The organism is Corynebacterium sp. HMSC070E08 (assembly GCF_001808895.1).
Lineage (GTDB): Bacteria > Actinomycetota > Actinomycetes > Mycobacteriales > Mycobacteriaceae > Corynebacterium > Corynebacterium hiratae.
In genome coordinates this window covers 50657-67350 of the sequence record NZ_KV794760.1, presented here as the reverse complement: position 1 = coordinate 67350, position 16694 = coordinate 50657, and the positions used below count along the sequence as shown (strand labels likewise).

General features: G+C 61.0%; 14 protein-coding genes. 8 read left to right on the top strand and 6 right to left on the bottom strand.

Going from position 1 to position 16694, the window contains the following annotated elements:
• Window positions 1-87: 87 nt before the first annotated feature.
• The 3 genes from HMPREF2526_RS06905 to HMPREF2526_RS06895 are packed head-to-tail and all read left to right on the top strand — an operon-like array spanning window position 88 to window position 1451.
• Window positions 88-483 (top strand): SURF1 family protein, encoded by a 396-nt coding sequence (locus HMPREF2526_RS06905; RefSeq protein WP_049155743.1) that lies wholly within the window; start codon window positions 88-90, stop codon window positions 481-483.
• Complete coding sequence (locus HMPREF2526_RS06900; RefSeq protein ID WP_070443384.1) at window positions 483-839, top strand: DUF3817 domain-containing protein; 357 nt, start codon at window positions 483-485, stop codon at window positions 837-839. Before HMPREF2526_RS06905 ends, HMPREF2526_RS06900 begins: the two co-directional genes overlap by 1 nt.
• A gap of 6 nt (window positions 840-845) precedes the next feature.
• Window positions 846-1451 (top strand): hypothetical protein, encoded by a 606-nt coding sequence (locus HMPREF2526_RS06895; protein ID WP_070546629.1) that lies wholly within the window; start codon window positions 846-848, stop codon window positions 1449-1451.
• A 41-nt stretch (window positions 1452-1492) separates the two neighbouring features.
• Here the strand turns inward: HMPREF2526_RS06895 and HMPREF2526_RS06890 are convergent, their stop codons facing one another.
• Window positions 1493-3415 carry a solute carrier family 23 protein gene (locus HMPREF2526_RS06890; protein ID WP_070546628.1) on the bottom strand — a complete coding sequence of 641 codons (1923 nt, stop codon included), beginning with the start codon at window positions 3413-3415 and terminating at the stop codon, window positions 1493-1495.
• Between the two features lie 354 nt (window positions 3416-3769).
• Between HMPREF2526_RS06890 and pflB the strand changes: the two genes are divergently transcribed.
• From pflB to HMPREF2526_RS06865, 5 genes are all read left to right on the top strand, one after another.
• On the top strand, window positions 3770-5881 hold the full coding sequence (pflB, locus tag HMPREF2526_RS06885; RefSeq protein ID WP_246819877.1) for a formate C-acetyltransferase: 2112 nt from the start codon (window positions 3770-3772) through the stop codon (window positions 5879-5881).
• Window positions 5882-5915: 34 nt separating this feature from the next.
• Window positions 5916-6167, top strand: a complete 252-nt coding sequence (gene grcA2, locus HMPREF2526_RS06880; RefSeq protein WP_070509749.1) for an autonomous glycyl radical cofactor GrcA2 — start codon at window positions 5916-5918, stop codon at window positions 6165-6167.
• Window positions 6168-7037 carry a pyruvate formate-lyase-activating protein gene (pflA, locus tag HMPREF2526_RS06875; RefSeq protein ID WP_070546625.1) on the top strand — a complete coding sequence of 290 codons (870 nt, stop codon included), beginning with the start codon at window positions 6168-6170 and terminating at the stop codon, window positions 7035-7037. It begins immediately after the preceding gene.
• Window positions 7038-7041: 4 nt separating this feature from the next.
• Window positions 7042-8292, top strand: coding sequence for an alpha/beta fold hydrolase (locus tag HMPREF2526_RS06870; protein WP_070546623.1), 1251 nt, complete (start codon window positions 7042-7044; stop codon window positions 8290-8292).
• 105 nt (window positions 8293-8397) lie between these two features.
• Entirely contained in the window at window positions 8398-9594 is a 1197-nt protein-coding gene (locus HMPREF2526_RS06865; protein ID WP_049155768.1) for an SPFH domain-containing protein, read from the top strand.
• Window positions 9595-9719: 125 nt separating this feature from the next.
• Here the strand turns inward: HMPREF2526_RS06865 and HMPREF2526_RS06860 are convergent, their stop codons facing one another.
• The 5 genes from HMPREF2526_RS06860 to HMPREF2526_RS06840 all read right to left on the bottom strand — a co-directional run bounded on the left by HMPREF2526_RS06860 (window position 9720) and on the right by HMPREF2526_RS06840 (window position 16676).
• Entirely contained in the window at window positions 9720-11429 is a 1710-nt protein-coding gene (locus HMPREF2526_RS06860; protein ID WP_049155772.1) for an ABC transporter family substrate-binding protein, read from the bottom strand.
• A 57-nt stretch (window positions 11430-11486) separates the two neighbouring features.
• Window positions 11487-13457: an ABC transporter ATP-binding protein gene (locus HMPREF2526_RS06855; protein WP_070546621.1), complete on the bottom strand. Its 1971-nt coding sequence runs from the start codon at window positions 13455-13457 to the stop codon at window positions 11487-11489.
• The gene (locus HMPREF2526_RS06850) at window positions 13454-14539 is read right to left on the bottom strand and encodes an ABC transporter permease (RefSeq protein ID WP_070546619.1); all 1086 of its coding nucleotides are present in this window, start codon (window positions 14537-14539) and stop codon (window positions 13454-13456) included. The genes HMPREF2526_RS06855 and HMPREF2526_RS06850 overlap by 4 nt, the downstream gene beginning before the upstream one ends.
• The gene (locus tag HMPREF2526_RS06845; protein WP_049155780.1) at window positions 14540-15523 is read right to left on the bottom strand and encodes an ABC transporter permease; all 984 of its coding nucleotides are present in this window, start codon (window positions 15521-15523) and stop codon (window positions 14540-14542) included.
• 370 nt (window positions 15524-15893) lie between these two features.
• Entirely contained in the window at window positions 15894-16676 is a 783-nt protein-coding gene (locus HMPREF2526_RS06840; RefSeq protein ID WP_070546618.1) for an HNH endonuclease family protein, read from the bottom strand.
• Between the last annotated feature and the right edge of the window lie 18 nt (window positions 16677-16694).

Genomic DNA, 16694 nt, shown 5'->3' with positions numbered 1-16694 from the left:
GCGGCAGGCCATAGACGGAAATCCACTTTTCTGGGCGTGGTGGGTAGGCTGTTGAGAGTGAGCACCAACCCAGCACCGAAAAAGCGGATGAAGGTTCGATGGTGGCACATCGTCATCATCGTGCTCTTCGTCGTGCTCTTTTTGTTCCTTGCTTATTGGCAATGGACGCGGTTCCGCTCCGGTTCAGGAACCTTCCAGAACTTGGGATACGCCTTCCAATGGCCGCTGTTCGCGGTATTTGTTGTGTACGCTTACCGCACTGCCATGCGCTACGAGAATGAGCGAATCGATGCCGAGAACGAAGCCCTCGAACGGGGAGAAGAGCCTGCTCAGTATGAGGCAGAGAGCGTGCGCGCGGCCAAGGAGCACACCGCGACTAAAATCGACGAAGATTTCCTACCGCCTCGCCCGCAGATTGATGTGGACACCTTCAACGCTATGAACAAGCAGCGCCGCCGTCGCGGCACTGAAGAGGAGTATTAATGAGCAACTCAGTCAACAACGCTGTCCATCCTGACCGTCAGGCGCGTATCCGTGGCCCGCTGAAGTTCTTTTCCATTGCCGCCACTATCACCGGTATTTTCCTTCTCATTCTCGTCGCGCGCATGATCCTGCAATACGGCGTGGGGATGGAGATGCCATCCTGGGCTACGCTCATCGCCCAAGCGCATGGCGTGGCCTACATGGTCTACCTCGTGTCCATCCTGGTCCTTGGTCCGCGTGCCATGTGGCCGGTAAGCAAGCTTTTCACCACGGCGCTTGCCGGTGTTGTTCCATTCCTGTCCTTCTGGATGGAGCACAAGCGCCGCACTGAAGTTGTTGAGCAGTTCCAGCTGTAGGTAGGTATGACGAGCCGCAAACTGAGCACCACACTTATCGCGATTGTGGTGCTTCTTTCACTCGCTTGCGCTGGCTTGGGTGTGTATGCCGTACGCCAGCCGCACGAGGTTTATACCGCGCCGGTGCAGTCAACCAACACGCAGGTCGTTAAGGCTGTCCAGCGCGAAGAGCAGGTGGTCTTGCTCAGCCTGGGTATCCAGGGGCTGGCGGAGAAATCTTCCGTGGGTCAGGTCTTAGGCGTGAAGGTTCCGTGGACTAGCCGAACACAATTTGTGCAGTATTCCTATAAAGCCAAGCTCGGTATCGAAGGCAAGGACGTTCGCGTCACTGAGACCGGCGAGCATGCCTACACTGTCCACATCCCGGACTTCATCTTCATTGGGCATTCCGATGAAGAGTTTAAGACCGCCGTGGAAAACAACGGCGTGCTCAGCTGGACCACCCAGCCGATCGACGCCGCATCTACAGTGTCGGATGTCCTCAGCGCCGATAAGAAGCGCGAGGACATCGACGACAACCGCGAGCTCCTGCAGGACCAAGCTCGCAATTTCTATGAGGGCATCATCCGTGGCGTTGACCCCGAGGCCCAGGTCACCATGGAGTTCAGCTAGTCCTCACGTCGAGTGTCCCCCGTACGTGGAATGAACTATGTTCATTCCACCTCCGTGAACTTGCGGTCCCAGTAAGCTCGCACCGGGTTAGCGTCCGCAAGGAGGATATCGAAGCGGTCATTGGCAATCTCGATGATTTCGCTCAAGACCACGCGCTGCTCCAGCTCATCCGAGTTGGACAAGCGGCGCACGCCCGCATCGATCACGCGATCGGCCGAGTCATTGGTGTCCAGGTATGCCACGAACGGCATGTCGAAGCGCTCGCGGTAGGCCTGTGAGACGTCGATAAGCTGCTGCGTCTGCACGTCATCGAGGTCATCCAAGGCCAAGGAACCGCGGTCGGCGGAGATGGTGGCGACCGTGTCGGAATCGGCAAGCAGTAGCTCATCCATCGCCGGGTAGTCGTGGATCAGGGCACGACGCTGCTCGCCCGGGGCGGTGAGGACCGTGACCTGGATTGCTTCGCGCAGCTGGCTGACATCCTGGAAGGGGCGCAGCTCCCAGGCGGCTTCGAGCGGCCAGGTTTCGTTGTTGAAGAGCGGGCGCAGCGCACTGACGAAGCCATCGCGGTTCATCTCGTTGAGCTCCTTGAGCGAGACGCCGGCGCCGTCGAGACGGCTGACATCATCGCCAGACTGCGAGCCGACGTGGAAGAACAGCAAGTTGAGCAGGATCGCGGTGATAGCGCCGATCGACATTCCGGAGGAGACGAAAATCTGCGCCCACTCCGGGAAGGCGGTGGCCACGTCCGGTTTGAACGTGACGAGCATGGCTAGCCCCAGCGCGGTGGTGACGATGGCCGCGTTGCGGCCATCACTAATGTCTTCCTTCGCGATGGTCTGCAGGCCAGCCCAGGCAACGTTGGCAAACAATGCGAGGGAGGCGCCGCCGAGCACCGGGGAGGGAATAGCCGCAACGATCGCTGCGGCCTTGGGCAGCAGGCCCAGGATGATCATGAAACCGGCTGCCGATACAGCCACCCAGCGGGACTTCACGCCGGTGAGGCGAACCAAGCCGACGTTTTGCGCGAAGCAGGTGTAGGGGAAGGAGTTCATCACGCCGCCCAGGGTGGTGGAGAGGCCATCGGCGCGAATGGCGCGCACCACGTCATCGCGCTTGATGCGCTTCTTCACAATCTCACCGGTAGCGAAGACATCGCCGGTGGTTTCCACCATGGTGATGATCATGACGATGATGAGGGAGAGAATCGCCATGATGTCGAACTTCGGCATACCGAAGTAGAAGGGGGTAGTCATACCGATGGCATCGGCCTCACGCACGCCGTCAAAGGACGTATCGCCCAGCACGAAGGCCACGCCAGTACCGATGACCAAACCAAGCAGCACGGACAGCGTGCCCAGGAAGCCGCGGAAGAAGCGTTGCACAACAATGATGATGGCCAGCGTGCCGAAACCATAGAGCAGATCGCGCGCGGCCGGGACCCCGTCAGCGTAATTGACAAAGTCATTTGCTGAGACCGCCAGCAGCGACGTACCCATGACCAGAAGCACGGTGCCGGTGACAATCGGCGGGAAGTACTTGAGTACTCGTCCAAAGACCGGCGCGGCGAAGAAGGTAAAAATACCGGCAGCAATAATCGCACCATAGATCGTGGGCAGTGGCTGGTCACCAGCGCTCATGCCGATGGCAATGATGGGGCTCACCGCCGTGGTGGTCACACCCTGGATGATGGGAAGGCGGACGCCGATGTGCTTGCCGACGCCCACCGCTTGGATCAACGTCGCCAGACCACAGGTCAACAGGTCAGCGTTGATGAGGTGAATCGTGGTGGCCTCATCAAGGCCCAAAGAACCGGCGATGAGCAGCGGCACGATGACCGCGCCAGCGTAGAAAGCGAGGACATGCTGCAGACCTAGCGCCGCTAACTTGGGCGCAGGCGGAACAACATCAACGGGGTGGGTTGGGGCAGTGGCAGGGCTAGCTGTAGCGGCGGTGTCAGACACGCAAAGAGCTCCTTGCTGAAGGGCGAGACGAGGATACTGCGCATAACAATAGAGCGCGGCGCGGACAGGCACCAAGAACTCGCCTGGAAGGTGTGGGAAAGGCCACGTCAGGGGGTGATTTACCCCCGCATCCAACCGTACGGTCGTTACCTATGAGAGAGCTGACCAGTGTGGTGCTAAAACCAGCCCGTTCGGTGGCATGGGGCCCGCATTTGCCGATGTGAGGTTATGCGGTTGTACCCCTACTATGGGCTACAGAGAGGGGTTCGGTGACGATACGTGTTGACCGAATTGCCCGTGAGCCGAAGTCACCCACAGCCCTTCTGCGACTAAGTGTTACGCGTCGTGCGAACTATGAAGGGAGTCAAAATAGTGACCACCGCAACGGAACAGTCTGTGCAGTTCGAGGCATGGAAGGGCTTTGAGCCCGGCCCGTGGACTGAAAACATTGACGTTCGTGATTTTATCCAGCGCAACTACACCCCTTATGACGGGGACTCCTCCTTCCTCGCTGGGCCCACCGAGAAGACGCAGCGCGTGTGGGATCATTTGGAGAAGAATTACCTGTCCGTCGAGCGCCAAAAGCGCATCTTCGACGTAGACACCCACACCCCAAGCGATATCGACGCCTTCCCGGCTGGGTACATCTCCGAGGACGATGACGTCATCGTTGGCCTGCAGACGGATACGCCGCTCAAGCGCGCCATGATGCCCAACGGTGGTTGGCGCATGGTCAAGCAGGCCATCAAGGAAGCCGGTAAGGAAACCGACCCGGAGATCGAGAAGATCTTCACGCGCTACCGCAAGACCCACAACGATGCAGTCTTCGATATCTACACCCCGCGCATCCGCGCAGCGCGTTCCTCCCACATCATCACCGGCCTGCCGGATGCCTATGGCCGCGGCCGCATCATCGGCGACTACCGCCGCGTGGCCCTCTACGGCGTGGACTTCCTCATTGCTGAGAAGGAAGCATCCAAGCATGCGGTGGGGGACCTCGGCTTCTCCGAGCACTGGGCACGCTACCGCGAGGAGCACGCCGAGCAGATCAAGGCTCTGAAGAAGCTCAAGGTCATGGCTGAGTCCTATGGCTTCGATATCTCGAAGCCCGCGAAGACCGCCCACGAGGCAGTGCAGTGGACCTACTTTGGCTACCTGGCCTCCATTAAGTCCCAGGACGGCGCCGCCATGTCCATCGGCCGCCTCTCCGCATTCTTCGACTGCTACTTCGAGCGCGACCTGAACGCGGGCATCATCACCGAGGAAGACGCCCAAGAAATCATCGACCAGCTGGTGCTCAAGCTGCGCATCGTCCGTTTCCTGCGCACCGAGGACTATGACCAGATCTTCTCCGGTGACCCGTACTGGGCAACCTGGTCCGATGCCGGCTTTGGCGACGATGGCCGCCACATGGTGACCAAGACTTCCTTCCGTCTGCTGCAGACACTGATCAACCTGGGCCCGTCCCCGGAGCCAAACATCACCATCTTCTGGGATCCGCAGCTGCCGGCGGGCTACAAGGAATTCTGCGCCCACATCTCGATTGAGACCTCCTCGATCCAGTACGAGTCCGATAAGCAGATTCGTGAGCAGTGGGGCGACGACGCCGCAATTGCGTGCTGCGTGTCCCCGATGGCCGTCGGCAAGCAAATGCAGTTCTTCGGTGCCCGCGTCAACGCTGCGAAGGCCCTGCTCTATGCCATCAACGGCGGCCGCGACGAGGTCAGCGGCAAGCAGGTGGTTGACGGTTACGAGCCCATCAAGGGCGATGGACCGCTCGACTTCGATGAGGTCTGGCAGAAGTACGAGGAGATGCTGGATTGGGTTGTGGGCACCTACGTTGAGGCCCTCAACATCATCCACTACTGCCACGACAAGTACGCCTACGAGTCGATCGAGATGGCGCTGCACGATTCCGATATCGTGCGCTCCATGGGCTGCGGTATCGCCGGTCTGTCCATCGTGGCTGACTCGCTGTCCGCCATCAAGTACGCCAAGGTCTACCCGGTGCGCGATGAGACCGGTCTTATCGTGGACTACAAGACGGAAGGTGACTTCCCCTTCTACGGCAACGATGACGACCGCGCCGATGACATCGCCGCCACCATCGTTCACACCGTGATGGAGAAGATTAAGGCCATCCCGATGTACCGCAACGCTATCCCGACCCAGTCGGTGCTGACCATTACCTCCAACGTTGTCTACGGCAAGGCCACCGGTGCCTTCCCATCCGGCCACGAGGCGGGCACCCCGTTCGCGCCGGGCGCAAACCCGGAGAACGGCGCGGATAGCCACGGCATGGTTGCCTCCATGCTGTCGGTAGGCAAGCTGGACTACAAGGATGCACTCGACGGCATCTCGCTGACCAACACCATCACCCCGTCCGGATTGGGCCGCACCCCGGAGGAGCGCATCACCAACCTGGTGGGCGTCCTCGACGCCGGCTTCATCATGGATTCCGAATAGACCACGTCCACACCATCCCTAAGGAGAACACATCATGGCAACCAAAACTTTCGACGAGCGCCTCGCTTCCATGAAGGCCAACCGCACCGCCAACAACATGAACTCGGGCCTTTACCACGCCAACATCAACGTCCTGGACAAGTCCACCCTGGAGGACGCCGTTGAGCACCCGGAGAAGTACCCGAACCTCACGGTCCGCGTTTCCGGCTACGCGGTCAACTTTGTGAAGCTCACCCGCGAGCAGCAGCTGGACGTCATCTCCCGTACCTTCCACCAGGGCTCCTAAATGGCAGATGGCATTACCGGCGTCGTGCACCTCAACCCTGAAGAAGGGGAGAAGGTGCGCGGCGCCGCCGCCGGTTTAGGAACGGACAACGACCTCGACGGTTACACCCGCCCAGAGTTGATGCAGGCTCGCCGTTCTGGTGATGTCGCGCTCGTGCACTCCTGGGAGCTGGTGACGGCCGTGGATGGGCCTGGAACCCGCATGACCATGTTTATGTCCGGGTGCCCGTTGCGCTGCCAGTATTGTCACAACCCCGACACCATGGAGATGAAGGTCGGCACCTTGGAGCGCATCGAGGATGTGGTCAAGCGCATTAAACGCTACAAGCCCGTCTTCAAGGCCTCCGGTGGTGGGCTGACCATCTCGGGCGGTGAGCCGCTCTTCCAGATCGCCTTCGCGCGGCGTGTGCTCAAGGAAGTCCACGATGCAGGCATCCACACCACGATCGACACCTCGGGCTACTTGGGCGCGCGCCTGCGCGATGAGGACTTGGACAATATCGACCTGGTGCTGCTCGACGTCAAGTCCGGTGACGAGGAGACCTATAAGAAGGTCACCCGCCGCGAGCTGCAGCCGACGATCGATTTTGGGGATCGCCTCAACGCCATAGGCAAGCCGGTCTGGATCCGCTTCGTGGTGGTGCCGGGGCTTACCGACGGCCCCGAGAATGTCGCCAACGTAGCCAAAATTGTCTCCCGCTGGAAGAGCAACGTTGAGCGCGTCGAGGTGCTGCCCTTCCACAACATGGGCGCGGACAAGTGGCACGAGCTGGGCTACCCGTACACCCTGGAGGATACGAAGCCGCCGAAGCCGGAAGACGTGGAGGAGATCCGCGAGGTATTCCGCAAGGAAGGTTTCGTGGTCTACTAGAAGCATGAAACGCTTCGGCCACACCATCAAGGAACACATCATCACCGTCCCCTGGGACTATGACAATCCCGCCGCGGGGGAGTTCGAGCTTTACGCCCGGGAAATCATCCCTCCCGGCGGTGAGAATTACCCGGCGCTGCTCTATAACCAGGGCGGGCCGGGTTTCCCGGCGCCGCGGCCGACGGGTGCCACCGGGCTCATCGGAAAGGGCTTGGAGCGCTACCGCTGGATACTTATGGACCAGCGCGGCACCGGGCGCAGCCACCGCATCGATGAACTCAGCCCGGCTGAGGATCGCAGCGCTGCGCGTCTGGCGCAGCTGCGGCAGGAGAATATCGTGCGCGATGCCGAGCACCTGCGCGAGCACCTCGGTGAGGAGTCCTGGGATCTCTTCGGCCAATCCTTCGGCGGCTTCATCATCACCGCCTATGTTTCGATGTTCCCGCAGTCCATTGGGCGCGCCTTCCTTACCGGCGGCCTGCCCACCCTGACCAAAGGCGCGGATGATCTCTACCGCACCACCTTTGCCAAGCTCAAGGTCCGCCACGAGCGCTTCTATGCCCAGTTCCCGTGGGCTCAAGCTCGCGTCGAGGAGATTATCCACCACCTGGACAACTCGGAGGAGCTGCTGCCGACGGGGGAGAGACTGTCCTCGCGCCGCTTCCGCACCATCGGCATCGAACTGGGCCGCGGTACCGGATTCGATTCTCTGGGTTACCTGCTGGAGGAACCTTTCCGCACCGTGAACGGTGAGAAGCGCTTGCGTTCGGACTTCCTCAACGACGTCGGCAGCCGCGTGAGCTTCCAGGCCGGCCCGCTGTACGCGGCCATCCATGAGTCCATTTACGGCGGCGTGGGCGGCCAGGCTGTCACCGGCTGGGCGGCGCACCGCGTGCGGGAGGAATTCCCCGAGTTCGCCGAGGAGGGTACGTATCTGACCGGCGAGCACATCTTCCCCTGGCAATTCGATGAGGATCCGGCGCTGCGCCCCTTCAAGCAGGCTGCCGAGGAGCTCGCCGCCCACGAGTGGGCAAGCTCGCCGTATGACGCCGCCAAGCTTGCCGACGCCCCCGTTACCGCCTCCGCCGCCATCTACCTCGACGATATCTTCGTGCCCTTCGAGGATTCCCTAGCCACGGCGGAGACCTATCGCGACTTGCGCCCAGTGGTGACCAACCGCTTCCAGCACAATGGGATTAGTGAGGACGGCGCGGGGATTTTGGGCGAGCTCTTCCGGGCAGCTGACGAGCGTTAACGGGCGTCGAGTGCGTTCGGGGAGCAATCTCCCCCAAGATGTGGTGGTGGTCACCGTGTGGCACACTGGTTAGGAAAATCTAAATCGAGCAGAAAGGATAAGCCTATGGCCGGTCTCATCGTCATTGGCGTGATTCTCCTACTTATTATTGCCACCGCCTTCGACGGTTTCTTCATCGTCCGGACGAAGGAAGCCGCCATCATTGAGCGGATGGGTAAGTTCGTGAACGTTGCTCACGCGGGCTTGCACTTCAAGCTGCCCTACGTCGACCGCGTGCGCGCCAAGATCAGCCTGCAAATCCGTCAGCTCGATGTCATGGTGGAAACCAAGACCAAGGACAACGTCTTCGTTCAGATCCCCGTTGCCGTGCAGTATGAGGTAGTCCAGGGCAGCGAGCGCCAGGCCTTCTACACCCTGTCCAACCACGAGCAGCAGATCGTGGCCTACGTGCAGGACAATGTCCGTTCCTCCGTGGCAAACATGAATCTGGATGATTCCTTCTCTTCCAAGGACACCATCGCCCGCAACGTGGCGATGTCCCTGCGCGATAACATGGCCGCCTACGGCTGGAACTTCGTCAATACCCTGGTCACCGATATTCGCCCGGATGCCCGCGTGCGCGAGTCCATGAACTCCATTAACGCGGCGCAGCGTGAGCGCGAGGCAGCCGTAGCCCAGGCGGAGGCCGAGAAGATCCGCGTGGTCAAGGAGGCCGAGGGTGCGGCCGAGGCTAAGAAGCTGCAGGGTCGCGGTGTGGCTGACCAACGTAAGGAGATCGTCGAAGGTATTGCCCAGCAGTATGAGCTGCTGCGTGCTGCCGGCGTGCAGGAGAACCCCGAGACCCTTATGCTGGTCTCCCAGTACCTCGACGCCATGGTTGACGTAGCCGACCGCGCCCACACCAATGTGCTGTACATGCCGTCTAACCCGGGCGGCATGCAGGATCTCTTCGGTGGTATGCGCGATACGTTGCTGTCCACTAACGCTATTAACGAAGCCCCGAAGCCGAAGGTGCCGGCCGGCGAAGCAAAGCACAGCCGCGAGAACGCCGCTGCTGAGCGTCGCCGCCGTGAGGAGCAGGAGCGCCGCGAGCGCGATGAGCGTGCCCGCCGCGATGCTGAGCTGATGGAGCAGGCGCAGCGCGCCCAGCAACAGGCACAGGAGCAGGTGCAGAACGCACAGCAGGGCCAGGGCTTTGGTCAGTTCTCCGGCTTCCCGGCCCCGCCGCAGGGCAACAACCAGCCGCAGAGCGCGCGCGACTATTTTGACCAGTTGCGCAACCAGCTCAACAAGGACAACTAAAGACAGCTAAAACACACGAAGAGGGCCTTCCCGCAGTTTGGGAAGGCCCTCTTTTCGTTGCCCCTACACGGCGTATGGAGTGGCTAGGCACTGCGAATAATGAGACGCGGTGCCTGGCGCGCTACTTACTTGGTGTAGCCGATGTTCTCCACCTCGATGACGGCGAAGGAGTTGGCGCCGAAGTTCGCGATGTCCGGGCTGGTAGCCACCATGGCCGGGCCGTTGTAAATCGGCATAATGCCGAACTGACCCAGTGCTTCCTTCTCCAGCTTGTTGGCTTCCTTGATCTGCTCGTTTGGATCGGCGATCTGGGAGAGCTCGTCGATCTTCTTGTCCATCTCCGGGGTACCCGTGCCGGAGCGGTTGAGCTGGGAGCCGGAGCGGTAAATCTGGCCGAAGTAGGCCACACCGAACGGATCGCCGGAGGAGAAGCCCATGGGGAAGACATCAAAGTCATAGGAGGAGGTGATCTTGGAGAAGTCCGCGGACGGGCGCTCCTCCACCTTCAGGTCCACGCCGATGTCCTTCATCATCTTCTGGGTGGCGGTGGCCAGGGCCTTGCTGATGGAAGAATCACCCAACAGCGTGTAGCGCATGGACAGCTTCTTGCCGTCCTTCTCGCGGATGCCGTCGCCGCCTTCCTTCCAGCCGGCCTCGTCGAGCAGGGACTTGGCCTTCTCGGCATCGAACTTCACCACAGACCCGAAGTTGTCCTCGTAGCCCTCCTGGGTCTGGTACAGGTTGAAGGATCCCGGCAACTCCTCGGTGTAGCCGTTGAGGCCGTTGAAGCGGATGCCGGACAGCGTGGAGCGGTCGATACCGGTCATGATGGCCTCGCGGACCTTGGCATCGGAAAGAATCTCGTTCTTGGAGTTGAGAACGATGAGCGAGTTGGACGGGGCCATGGCGGTGCGGATCTCAATGCCCTGCATGTCCTTGACTGCAGCCAGGCGCTCCTTGTTGCCCACGCCGGTGGCGTCAATCTCGCCGGCCTTGAACGCGTTGATGGAGGCCTGATCCTCCATCTGACGGTAGGTCACCTTGTCCAGGAAAGGCTTATCGCCCCACCACTTCTCGTTCGGGACGAAGGTAGCGCTGCCGCTCTGGAAGTCAACGTTTTCAACCTTGAACGGGCCCGCGCCCCACTCTGGGTGGACCTCACCGAGGTAGGCTTCGTTGAACTTCTTGGCGGAGTCAATTTGCGGCGGGAGCAGGATGTTGAACAGACCCTGCCACCAGGGGTATGCCTGCTTGAAGGTGATGACGGCCTGCTTGTCGTTCTCACCTGGCTCGACGGACTCGATGAGCTCGTAGCCATCGGTGGAGGAGACGTTGGCCTCCTCGTCCTCACCGTTGTTGAACTTCCAGGTGTTCTCGAAGGCCTTCCAGTCAATCGGGGTGCCGTCGTTGTACTGGGCCTTCTCGTGGATGGTGTAGGTGACGACGGTCTTGCCGTCCTTCTCCTCGTCCTTGACGTCCGTGATGTAGTCATTGTTGACGTGGAACTCGCCGGATCCGTCGAAAAGACCGATCTGCGGGTTGTAGAACTTCCAGACGTCGCTGGTGTAGCGGGTACCGTCGGCCTGGAAGGGGTTCTGCTGCTGGGAGATCTCGGTGATGGCCAGGCGCAGCTCGCCGCCCTGCTTGAGCTCGGAGCGGTCCTTGGCGTTGTAGGATCCGTCCAGCTTGACGTCCAGCTTCTCGCCGGCTGCGGAGTTGCTGGAGTCCTTGGAGCCATCGGAGCTGCCGGAGCCGCCGTCGGAGGCGCAGCCGGTGAGAATGAGGGCAGAGGCGGTGACCACTGCGAGGGCGGTCCTGCGGAGCTTCATGTTCATTTTTGTGTCCTTTCGAGAGGAAACATGGAGACGGGGAGTATTTAGTTATAAGTCTTGCTAAGCCGGGGTTTCGGCGGGCTGGTAAATCTCGCGCACCCGGTCACGTTCCACGGCTGGGTCCGGCACCGGGATGGCGGAGAGCAGCGCGCGGGTATAAGCGTGTTGGGGGTTGTCGAAGACCTCGTCGGTGGGGCCGTATTCCACGAAATCGCCCTTGTACATCACCGCGACCTTGTCGGAGAGGTGGCGCACAACGGACAGGTCGTGGGCGACGAAGACCAGGGAGATCCCGAGGCGGTTCTTCAGATCGTGCAGCAGGTTGATGATGCCAGCCTGGATGGACACGTCGAGGGCGGAGACGGGCTCATCGAGCACCACGATGGAGGGGTTGGTGGCGAGCGCGCGGGCCAAGCCGATGCGCTGGCGCTGCCCGCCGGAGAAGTGTCCGGGGAAGCGGTCCACCTGGTGGGATTCGAGGCCGACGAGCTTCATCAGCTCAGCTACGCGCTGGCCGACGTCCCCCTCGTACCCCAGCGACTCCAGCGGCTCGGCGATGATCTCGCGGATGGTCATGCGCGGGTTGAGCGAACTCATCGGGTCCTGGAAGACGATCTGGATGTCCTTGCGCAGAGAGCGGCGTGCAGACGCGCTCAAACCAGAAGTATTGGTGCCATTAACCACGATGGTGGAGCCCTCTGGCGGGTTGAGGTCCATGATCTCCAGCAAGGTCGTGGTCTTGCCTGAGCCGGACTCGCCCACGATGGCGAAGCACTCGCCCTGGTGGACATCGAAGCTGACGTTCTTGACCGCGTGCACGGTGCCGACGCGGCGCTTGAGAATCGCTCCCTTGATAAGCGGGAAGTCCTTGACCAGGTTCTTGACCTCCAAGGTGACTGGCCGCTTCTCATAGGGTGTGTCACCCAGCGAGTCCGGAGAGATCGTGGGCAGCGGGTACATGCGTTCACCACCGATCGTGCCGTCCTTAATCTCATCGGAGCGCAGGCAGGAGGCGAAGTGGTTGGGGGCGTCGTCCAGCGCGCGCAGCTCCGGCTCCACGGTGCGGCACTCTGACTGCACTACGGGGCAACGGTCGGCGAAGGGGCATTCGGCTGCGACCTCGATGAGGCGCGGCGGAGTACCGGCGATAGGCGTGAGAGGCTCATCGGTGGCCTTGTCCACGCGCGGCGTGGAACCGAGAAGCCCGACGGTATAGGGCATCTTGGGGTTGTTGAAGATGGTGTCGACATCGCCGAGCTCCACCGGGCGTCCGGCGTACATGACGAGAACGTCGTCGGCGGTGCCGGCGACCACGCCCATGTCGTGGGTAATCATGATGACGGCCGCACCGGTTTCGCGCTGCGCAACCTTGAGCACCTCCAGGATTTGGGCCTGGATGGTGACGTCGAGGGCCGTGGTGGGCTCGTCAGCAATGATGACGCGCGGGTTATTCGCCATGGCGATGGCGATGACCACGCGCTGACGCATACCACCGGAGAACTCGTGCGGGAAGGACTTCACGCGCTTGTCCGCCTCCGGGATACCGACGAGTTCGAGCAGGCGAATGGCTTCCTTCTCGGCGTCCTTCTTGGAGATATCGCGGTGGGTTTGGAGTGCCTCGATGAGCTGGTCGCCGATGGAGAAAACCGGCGTCAGTGAGGAGAGTGGATCCTGGAAGATCATGGCGATGTCCTTGCCGCGGATCTTCGACATCTCCTTGTCGGACTTGCCGATGAGCTCGGTGCCGGCATAGACCACGGAGCCTTCCACCTTGGCGTAGTCGGGTAGCAGACCCATAACCGCGAGGGAGGTCACAGACTTACCGGAGCCGGACTCACCCACAATGGCCAGGGTACGGCCCGGCATGAGATCGAAGTCAACGCCACGTACGGCGTGGACGGAGCCAGCTTCCGAGGGGAAGGTGACGGACAGGTTGCGGACGGACAGGACCGGGTCGGCGGACCCGGCGGGACCGGTGGCGCGGCTGGCCGGGACGGCGTTGGCGGTATGCGCAGTATTCTGCGGGGTCATGCTCGGCCTCCAGAGTTCGAGTTGGGGTCAATGGCGTCGCGCAGACCGTCGGCGATGAACGCCATGGAGACGGTCAGCAGCGTGAGGATGCCTGCAGGGAAGTAGAAGAGCCAGGGTGAGGCCTCGACGGCGTTGGCGCCGCCGGCCAAGAGGGTGCCCAAGGAGACGTCGGGAAGCTTCACGCCCAAGCCCAAGAAGGACAGCGCGGTTTCCGACATGATGGTGGACACCACGCCCAGGGCCGCTTGGATGATGAGCAGCGAGCCGATGTTGGGCACCACGTGGCGGAAGATGGTGCGCAGGCGCGAAACACCCATGTAGTCCGCGGCGCGGACGTAGTCGTTCTCTCGCACACTCAGCGCCATAGCCCAGATAACACGTGCCGGGTACATCCAGCCGAAGGCAATAAGCACGACGATGAGCAGCTTCCAATCGCCGCCGGAATCGGAGACCACCAAGGCGATGAGCAGGAAGGTCGGGATGGCCAGCAGGAAGTGGATGACGGCCAGGATGACCTTTTCCACTGCGCCGCCGTACATGGCCGCGGCTGCGCCGATGAAGGCGGAGATCAGTGTGGAGGCTAGCGACACGATGAGCGCAATGATGAGCGAGCGGCCTAGGCCGTGGACGGTCTGCGCGAAGAGGTCGTTACCGGAGTCAGTCGTGCCGAACCAGTGCTCAGAGGAAGGACCGGTGGAGAGGTTGAAGAAGTCCGGCTCATCGAAAGCCCACGGGGTGAGGAAACTTCCGAAAATGGACAAGAGCGCGAGCAGCACGAAGATGACGAGTCCGATAGCAGCCGCCTTGTTGCGGAAGAAGCGGCGAACGTACAGCTTGAGCTTTGAGGTGCCGCGGAAATCGCTGCTGGAGTATTGCTTGCGCTGTGCGTCATCGACATCAACGCCAGAACCAAGCGCGGACTGTGCGCTGGGTTCGGTCTGCGGTGAAAAGTCAGCGGTGGCGGTATGCGGGCGCACGCCGAGGTTGTCAGCAGCGGAGTCGATGGCGAGATCGTTGCGGCGGTGGCGCTGCGGCTGGCGCGCTTCCGAGCGCGGCGACGTGGATTTCTTTTCTGGAGACATTTAGCTCACCCTTACTCGCGGATCGAGGGCTACGACGACGAGGTCAGCCAGAATTGCGGAGAAGGCAATCATGACGGCACCGAAGGCGGCGACGGCGGTGGTGCCGTTGACGTCGTTGCGGCTGATGGTTTCGATGAAGTACTGGCCCATGCCCTTCCATGCGAAGATGGTTTCCGTCATGATGGCGCCGGTGAAGATGCCGGGAACGGAGAAAGCCACGGAGGTCGCAACCGGGATGATGGAGGTGCGCAGGGCGTGCTTGCGAATAGCCTGCGCACGGGTCAGGCCCTTGGCGCGGGCGGTGCGCACATAATCGGCGTTCAGGTTATCCAGCAGCAAGGTGCGCTGCATCATGTGATACCCGGCGTAACTGATGATGATGAGGGAAATGGACGGCAGGATGAGGTGCTGCGCCATATCCAGAAGTTTGGGGAAGAAGCCCTCGACGCCGAGGCTGGACGCGCCCGTCACATAAACCACGCGGTGGCCGGTGACGCGGTTGATCCACAGGCCACCGGCAACAACCAGAATGGAGGCGACGACCACGTGGGTGTTCATCGTGATGATGGAAACACCCTGCCAGAAGCGGTCAGCCGCTTTGTATTGGCGGGAAGCGGTGTAGACACCGAGGCCAACGCCGATGATGACGGAGAGGATTGTGGCGACGAGCAGCAGCTGCGCCGAGACGAGCGCGCGGTGAGCGATTTGCGCGCTGACCGGGTCGCCGAGAGGGGAGGTACCCCAGTCCCAGTGGAAGAGAATGTTAGAGAGCCAGCCCCACCAGCGCTCAATAAGCGGGGTCTCAGGATTGAGTCCGAGCGGAGTGAGGATGCGGCCGATTTCTTCCGGCTCGAGTGGTGGGTTGCGGCCGACATAATTTGATCGGGGATCAAGGAAGGTTGCGGCCAGGAGATACGCGATATTAGTCGCGAGGAAGATGACTACCAGCCAGCTGGCGGTCTTCTTGATGATGTACTTGAACATCACTATTCCTTCGCAGGGTTTGTCTCGGCAGATTCGGTGAGTATGGCGGCCGATAAGAGTTAACGGCACTCATGTGACCTAGACCTCAGGCTAGGTGCTGTGTCACATATTAAAAGAAATGTGAGACAGGAGAGGAATAATGATTGTTTTTGTTTCATGGGGGTACTCCCCGCGTGTGAAAACTTTGTATTAATTACATATTAATTGGCCTATAGAAATCTGCAAGCAGGGGAGTGTCGGTGCAGGGACTGAGAGCTTCTTTGGGCTCACAAATCGTGCCTGATTGCCTGGGTGGGAGTGAATAATATGCGCATAGTTTGGGGGTAGTGTGCAGGGGGATTGTGCTGAATAGATAAGGGGTAAGGAACGCTCAGCAAGCATGCAGGAGCCGGCTTAGCGCATCTTTTTCTGCCTCCGTGACCCAGATTTCATAGACTGCTTTTACCTCGACGATGCGACGCGCATACTCACAGCGAAAACCTTTGTTGGGCGGCAGCCACGTGGCGGCATCGCCAGCGCCTTTCTGCTGGTTGAGAGGACCATCGACGGCAAGGAGATTGCGGGGATCATTGGCAAAGTTGCGGCGCTTCTCGGGTGACCATTGCTGGGCGCCTTTCTGCCAGGCGTCGGCCAGCGCCACAACGTGATCGATCTGCACTGCACTCGAGGTCTGCACCCCGCGCTGAAACTCAATGTCCTGGCCCGAATAAGGATCATGCAAGGTGCCGGCGAGCGCCACACAGTCGTGGGTGCCTTCCTTGAGCACGAGGCTCTCCGGATCCAAGTCCCTGCGGAGGATATCGTTGCGGGTATCGCAGCCGTTGTGGCCAAACTCCACCGAGACGTCATCGGACCAAGCCTGGCCGAATTCCTCACGCTCATAGTCGGTCATGGGAGCGCGGCCCTTGACCTTCAGAGAATCTAGGGCGGCGAGCGCTTCGGCTATGCCCGGCGCAATGTCTGGCGGGGGCGTGGCTTCGTCGGAGTGTTCTTCTGTGGGGGCTTCTTGTGTGGGCGCCGCTGTTGTTGTGGAAGCACTCGGCCCCGCCGCTGGGGGAGCAGCCGGGGAGGGAAGGAGCAGGCCGATCGCCACGAGCACAGCCACCGCGGCGTTGAGCAGCGCGGCGATGAAGAACGGGGTACGAGAGGCCATGACGCATTGATCCTAGTA